The sequence below is a fragment of the Rugamonas violacea genome (assembly GCF_016461825.1).
Lineage (GTDB): Bacteria > Pseudomonadota > Gammaproteobacteria > Burkholderiales > Burkholderiaceae_D > Rugamonas.
This window is the reverse complement of sequence record NZ_JAEMNU010000098.1, coordinates 1-6,222: the sequence shown is the minus strand read 5'-3', so window position 1 is coordinate 6,222 and position 6,222 is coordinate 1. Positions and strand designations below refer to the sequence as shown.

Here is a 6,222-nt window from a genome sequence, read left to right as displayed (position 1 = left end):
CCTGCGCCAGGTCGAACAGGCGCTGCTGAGCCATCCGCAGGTCAGCCAGGCGCTGGTGACCGGCTGGCCGCCGGCGGCGGCCAGCAGCACCCAGCTGGCGGCCTACCTGGTGGCCGGCGGCGACGGCACGCCCGCGCCCGAGGCGCTGCGCCAGCATCTGGCGGCGCGCCTGCCGACCTACATGCTGCCCACCAGCTACAGCATGCTGGACGCCTTGCCGCGCCTGCCCAACGGCAAGCTCGACCGCCTGAACCTGCCCGCGCCGGACCTGCCGGCGGCGCGCGAGGACTACCGCGCGCCGGCCACGCCGGCCGAATCGCGCCTCGCCGCCATCTTCTCGGCCGTGCTGCAAATCGACCGGGTCGGCGCGCATGACAACTTCTTCAACCTGGGCGGGCACTCGCTGCTCGCCACCCAGCTCGTCGGGCTGGTCCAGCAGGAATTCGGCGTCGCCCTGGCGATCGCCACGCTGTTCCAGCACCCCACCGTGGCGGCCCTGGCCGACGACCTGCACAGGCTATCCAACGGGGCCGGCGCGGCGGGCCCGGATGCGGCGGCCGGCGCGCCCATCACGCCGGTGCCGCGCTCGGAGCGCCTGCTGCCCTCGTTCGCCCAGGAGCGCATGTGGTTCCTGCACCATTTCGTCAAAGGCGCGCCGTACAATACGCCGGCCCTGGCGCTGCTCAACGGCGAGATCGATCATGCGGTGCTCGAAGCGGCGCTGCGCGGCGTGATCGCGCGCCACGAGGCGCTGCGCACCAATTTTACGGAACGCGACGACACGCTGTACCAGGTCGTCGGCAGCGCCGAACGCTTCACCCTGCCCCTTGAGCAGGTCGCCGACCACGCCCAGCTCGACCTGGCGATTGCCGCCGCCAGCACACAGCCCTTCGACCTGGAGCACGAGCTGCTGCTGCGGGCCCGCCTGTTCCGCGTCAGCGCCCATGTGCACTACCTGTTCGTCACCATCCACCACATCGTGTTCGATGGCTGGTCGACCGCGATCTTGCTGCGCGAACTAGGCTTGCACTATGCCTGCATCAGCGGCGCCACGGCGGCCAGCGCGCTGCCGCCGCCGCTGGCGCTCCAGTACCCCGACTACGCCCAGTGGGAGCGGCGCCATTTCGACCCGGCCCGGCTGGCGCCGGGCCTGGCATACTGGCAAAGCCGGCTCGATGGCGCCCAGGCGCTGATCCTGCCCACCGATGCGGCGCGCCCGCCGTTGCAGGATTTCAGCGGCGCGCTGATCGGCATCGACATCCCGGCCGATTTGCTCGACCGCCTGCAGGGGCTCAGCGCGCGGCACGGCGCGACCTTGTACATGACGCTGCTGGCGGCCTTCAGCGTGCTGCTGGGGCGCCACGCCGGCCAGGACGATTTTTGCATCGGCAGTCCGATCGCCAACCGCGACCAGCCGCAGGTGCGCGAACTGATCGGGCTGTTCGTCAATACGCTGGCGCTGCGCGTGCGGCCACAGCCCGCGCTGTCCTTCGAGGAGCTATTGCAGCAAGTCCGCCAGAGTGCGCTGGAGGCCTACGCCCACCAGGAGGTTCCGTTCGAAAAAATCGTCGAGGCGCTCGAGCTGCCGCGCGATACCGCCCGCTCGCCGCTGGTGCAGGTCATGTTCAACTTCCAGCACGGCGCCGCCGGCCTCGAACTGCCCGGCCTTGCGGTGGCGCCGCTGATGCTGCACAACGGCGCGGCGAAATTCGAGATCACGCTCGACCTGACGCTCTCGAATGGCGCGCTGAGCGGCTTTTTCGAATACGCCTCGGCGCTCTTTAGCGAAGCGTCCATGCGGCGCCTGAGCAGTCAATTCCTGGCGTTGCTCGAAGCCGCCGTGAGCGCCCCGCGCAGTGCCGTCGGCGCCCTGCCGCTGGCCGGTCCGCCCGAGCGCAGCGCGGCGCCGGACGCCAGCACGCCGCAGCCGCCCCCTGCCGTGGCCGGCGTCACGCTAACGCACCAGTTGTTCGAGCAGTATGCCGCCAGCCACCCCGGGCGCATCGCAGTGGCCGAGCCCACGGGAGTGCTCAGCTACGCCGCGCTGAATGCGCGCGCCAACCGGATCGGCGCCTGGCTGCGCGCCCAGGGCGTCCAGCGCGGCACCCTGGTCGGCCTGTGCGCACGGCATTCGAGCGCCCTGCTGGCCGCCGTGCTGGGCATCGCCAAGGCCGGCGCAGCGCTGGTGCTGATCGATCCCAACGCCGGCCCCGACGCGGCCTATGCGCTGCTGTACGAATCGGGCCTGGCCATCGTACTGACCGAAACCGGCCTGCGCGCCGGCCTGCCCACCGACGACCAGCTGGTCGCCTGCCTCGACGACGCCAGCGATCCTTTCGCCGCCTGCGCCGACGACAACCTGGCGCCCTGGCCGGAAGCGGCGGAGCAGCTGGCCTATGTCGATTATTCCCCCGACGCGGACGGCCAGCTGCGCGGCGCCATGGTCAGCCACCAGGCGCTGCTGGGCGCCGTGCTGGCCTGGCGCGCCCGCCACGCGCTGGGCGAGCGGCACCGCTTCCTGCTGCAGGCGCCGCTGGCCGGCAGGCTGGTCATCGGCGAGCTGTTCCTCTGGTTCGCTTGCGGCGCCAGCGTGCAGGTGGCGGCGGACGGCGCCGACGCGCCGGCGGCGGACGTGCTGTTCCTGACGCCCGACCAATTGGCCGCCCTGATCAGCGCCGAGCGCGCGCTGGCCACGCCGGCGGCCTTCCCGCAACTGCTGTTGTGCGGTCCGGATCCGGTGCCGCGCGGCTTGGCCGCGAAATTGGCCGCGCTGGCGCCGCACTGCACCCTTGCGCCGCTGTACGCGTTTGCCGGCGTGGTGCTGGGCCTGTGCGCCGCCGCGCCCGAAGGCGGGGCGGCGCATGGCTACACCCTGCCGCTCGGCGAGGCGGCGCATGGCGCGCGCTTCCAGGTGCGCGATGGATACCGGCGGCCTTGCGCCATCGGTATCGCCGGCGAACTGTATCTCGGCGGGACCGGCCTGGCACACGGCTATCTGAACGACCGCGCCGCCAGCGCCGCCGACTTTGTCACCGACCCGGATGGCAGCAGCTGGTACCGCAGCGGACAGTGCGCGCGCCTGCTGTCCGACGGCACGCTGGAGTGGCTGGGCCAATTTCCGCCCGCGCCCACGCAACGCGTCGAGCTGGCGCGTATCGAAGCGGCGCTGCTGGAACTGCCCATCGTCAGCCACGCCATTGCCACCTTGCGCAGCGATGGCAGCGTGGTCGCCCATTTGATCCCCGACCAGGCCGGCTTCGACGCGCACTTCGCCGCGACGCCGGCGTCGGCGTCGACGTCGGCGTCGGCGTCAGACCCGGCCCCGGACCCGGACCCGGCCGAGCTGGGCGCACGCGCCGCACAGCCGCAGGTCGAGGCCTTCGTGCACCTCGCATTGGCGCGCCATCTGCCCGACTACATGCAGCCGGCGGCGCTGGTCTGGATGGCGCAATTTCCGCTGCAAGACGATGGCCGGACCGCACGTTCCAACCTGCCGGCGGCGCCGGCGGCCGCCAGCGCCGAGCGCCCCTACCTGGCGCCGCGCAGCGCGCTCGAACAAAGCTTGGGCGCCGTCATGCAAACGGTGCTCAAAGTCAGCCGGGTCGGCCTGCACGACAGCTTCTTCGACCTGGGCGGGCATTCGGTGCTGGCCATCCAGCTGGTGTATGGCGTGCGCAAAGCGCTCGGCATCGATATCCCGGTCACCCTGGTGTTCGAAGCGCCTCTACTCGAAACGCTGGCCGCCCGCATCGCCCAACTGCAGCGGGAAGGCGCCGGCGCCGCCGCGCCGATCACCCGCGCCGAGCGCGGTGAGGCGCTGCCGCTGGCCTACCAGCAGGAGCGCCTGTGGTTCGTGCACGAGCACATGCCGGAACAGCGCACCAGCTACAACATCGTGGTGGCGGCCCATTTCCACGGCACCGACTTCTCGGCCGCCGCGATGGCCGCCGCCTACCAGGATCTGCTGGCGCGCCACGAAGTGCTGCGCACCCGCTTCGTCTTCGACGCCGCCGCCAACGCCGCCCGGCAGGTCATCGCGCCGACGCTGCAACTCGACATCGCACAGCGCGACATCGCCGCCGAGACGCTGCCCGCGCTGATCGGCGCGGCCGCCGCCGACTGCGTCGACCTGGCGCGCGGACCGCTGCTCAAGGTCGCGCTGCTGCGCCTGTCCGACGAGCACCATGTCGTGCTCAGCACCATCCACCACATCGTCTCCGACGGCTGGTCGCAGGGCGTGATCGCCCACGACCTGCGCCAATTGTACGCGGCGCGCCGCGGCGCGCCGGCCGCCGCGCTGGCCCCCCTCGCCGTCCAGTACGCCGACTACGCCGCCTGGCAGCGCCGGCAGGACATGAGCGCCCACCTGGCGTACTGGAGCGGCGCCCTGGCCGGCTATGTCGACGGCATCGAACTGCCCTACGATGCGGCGCGCGGCGCCGGCCGGACATGGCGCGCCGCCGTCGTCGAGCACCATTATTCGCCGCAGCTGGCCGGCGCCCTGGCCAGCTTCAGCCAGGCGCGCCAGTGCACCCTGTTCGTCACCCTGCTGTGCGCGCTGGTGGTGGTGCTGCAGCGCTACAGCGGACGCGACGACCTGTGCATCGGCACCACCGTCGCCGGGCGCGAACGCGCCGAGCTGGAACATTTGGTCGGCTTTTTCATCAACATCCTGCCGCTGCGCCTGGACCTGGCCGGCGCGCCCGACCTGGCCGGCCTGCTCGAACACGTGCGCCAGGTGGTGCTGCGCGGTTTCGATCACCAGGCGCTGCCGTTCGAGCACCTGCTCAACGCCCTGCGCGGCCAGCGCGACAGCAGCCAGATCCCGCTGGTGCCGGTGCTGCTGCGCCACCAGAACTTCCCCGCCGAGACCGAGCGCGCCTGGGCCGGCGGCCTGCTCGCCGGCAAGATCGAGGTGGGCGGCGAACGCACCACGCCGAGCGAACTGGACTGGCAATTCCACGGCGACGCCAACGCCCTCTCCGTCACCCTCGAATACGCCGCCGACCTGTTCTCGCGCGACACCATCGAGCGCATGATCGCCCACCACCAGCAAGTGCTGGAAGCCATGCTGGCCGACGCCGGCCAGCCGGTGCGCGGGCTGGTCCTGCTGACCGGCCACGAGCAGCGCCTCTACGCCGACCTGAACGCCACCGCCCGCGCGCATCCGCCGGCGCCCGGCCTGGCCGCGCGCTTCGCCCGCCAGGCCGCCGCCCATCCGCACGCGCTGGCCTGCGTCGGCCTGGCCGACGGCGCCGCGCCGCCCATGACGCTGACCTATGGCGTGCTGGCGGCGCGCGCCGGCCAGCTGGCGCGGCGCCTGCAAACGCTAGGCGCCGGCCCCGACACCCGCGTCGCCGTGGTCTGCGAGCGCGCCCCCGAACTGCTGGTGGCCCTGCTGGCCATCTTGCACACCGGCGCCTGCTACGTGCCGGTCGATCCGCACTATCCGCAGCACTACATCGCCCAGATCCTCGACGACGCCCGTCCCGATCTGCTGCTATGCCAGCGGGCGCTGGCCACGCGCCTGCCGGCCAACCACCCGGCCACGGCCTGGCTCGACCTCGACGACGCCGGCCGGCTGGGCGACCCCGGCCTGGCCGACCTGGAACCGGCCGCCGCCGCCGCGCCCGAACGGCCCGACCAGCTGGCCTGCCTGATGTACACCTCCGGCTCGACCGGCCGGCCCAAGGGCGTGATGGTGCCCTACGGCCAGATCGGCAACTGGCTCGAAGCGGCCTGGGAACGCGCGCCCTTCCTGCGCGACGAGATGATGCTGCACAAGACGTCGATCTGCTTCGCCGTCTCGGTCAAGGAACTGCTCAGCGCGCTATTGGCCGGCGCGCCCCAGCTGATGCTGCCCGACAGCCACGTCAAGGACAGCGCCGCGCTGGCCGCCGCCATCGCCCACTGGCGCGTGACGCGCCTGCACCTGGTGCCCTCGCACCTGCAGGCGCTGCTCGACAGCGTGGCCGACGACAGCACGGCGCTGGCCTCGCTCCAGCAAGTGGTCTGCGCCGGCGAAGCGCTGCCGGCCGCGCTGCGCGCCCGGCTGCGCCAACGCCTGCCCCAAGTGGCGCTGTGGAACAACTATGGTTGCACCGAACTCAATGACGTCAGCTATTACCGGCCGGACGGCCCGGCCGCCGGACCCAGCGTGCCGATCGGCTACCCGATCAGCAATACCAGCGTGTATGTGCTCGACGCGCAACTGCGCGAGGT

The 6,222-nt window shown here is 72.0% G+C and carries 1 protein-coding gene; it reads left to right on the top strand.

The window, feature by feature from the left end; translation table 11 throughout:
* Nucleotides 1-6,222: condensation domain-containing protein (locus H7U20_RS18575; RefSeq protein ID WP_199760637.1), on the top strand; the 6,222-nt coding region annotated here is incomplete at both ends.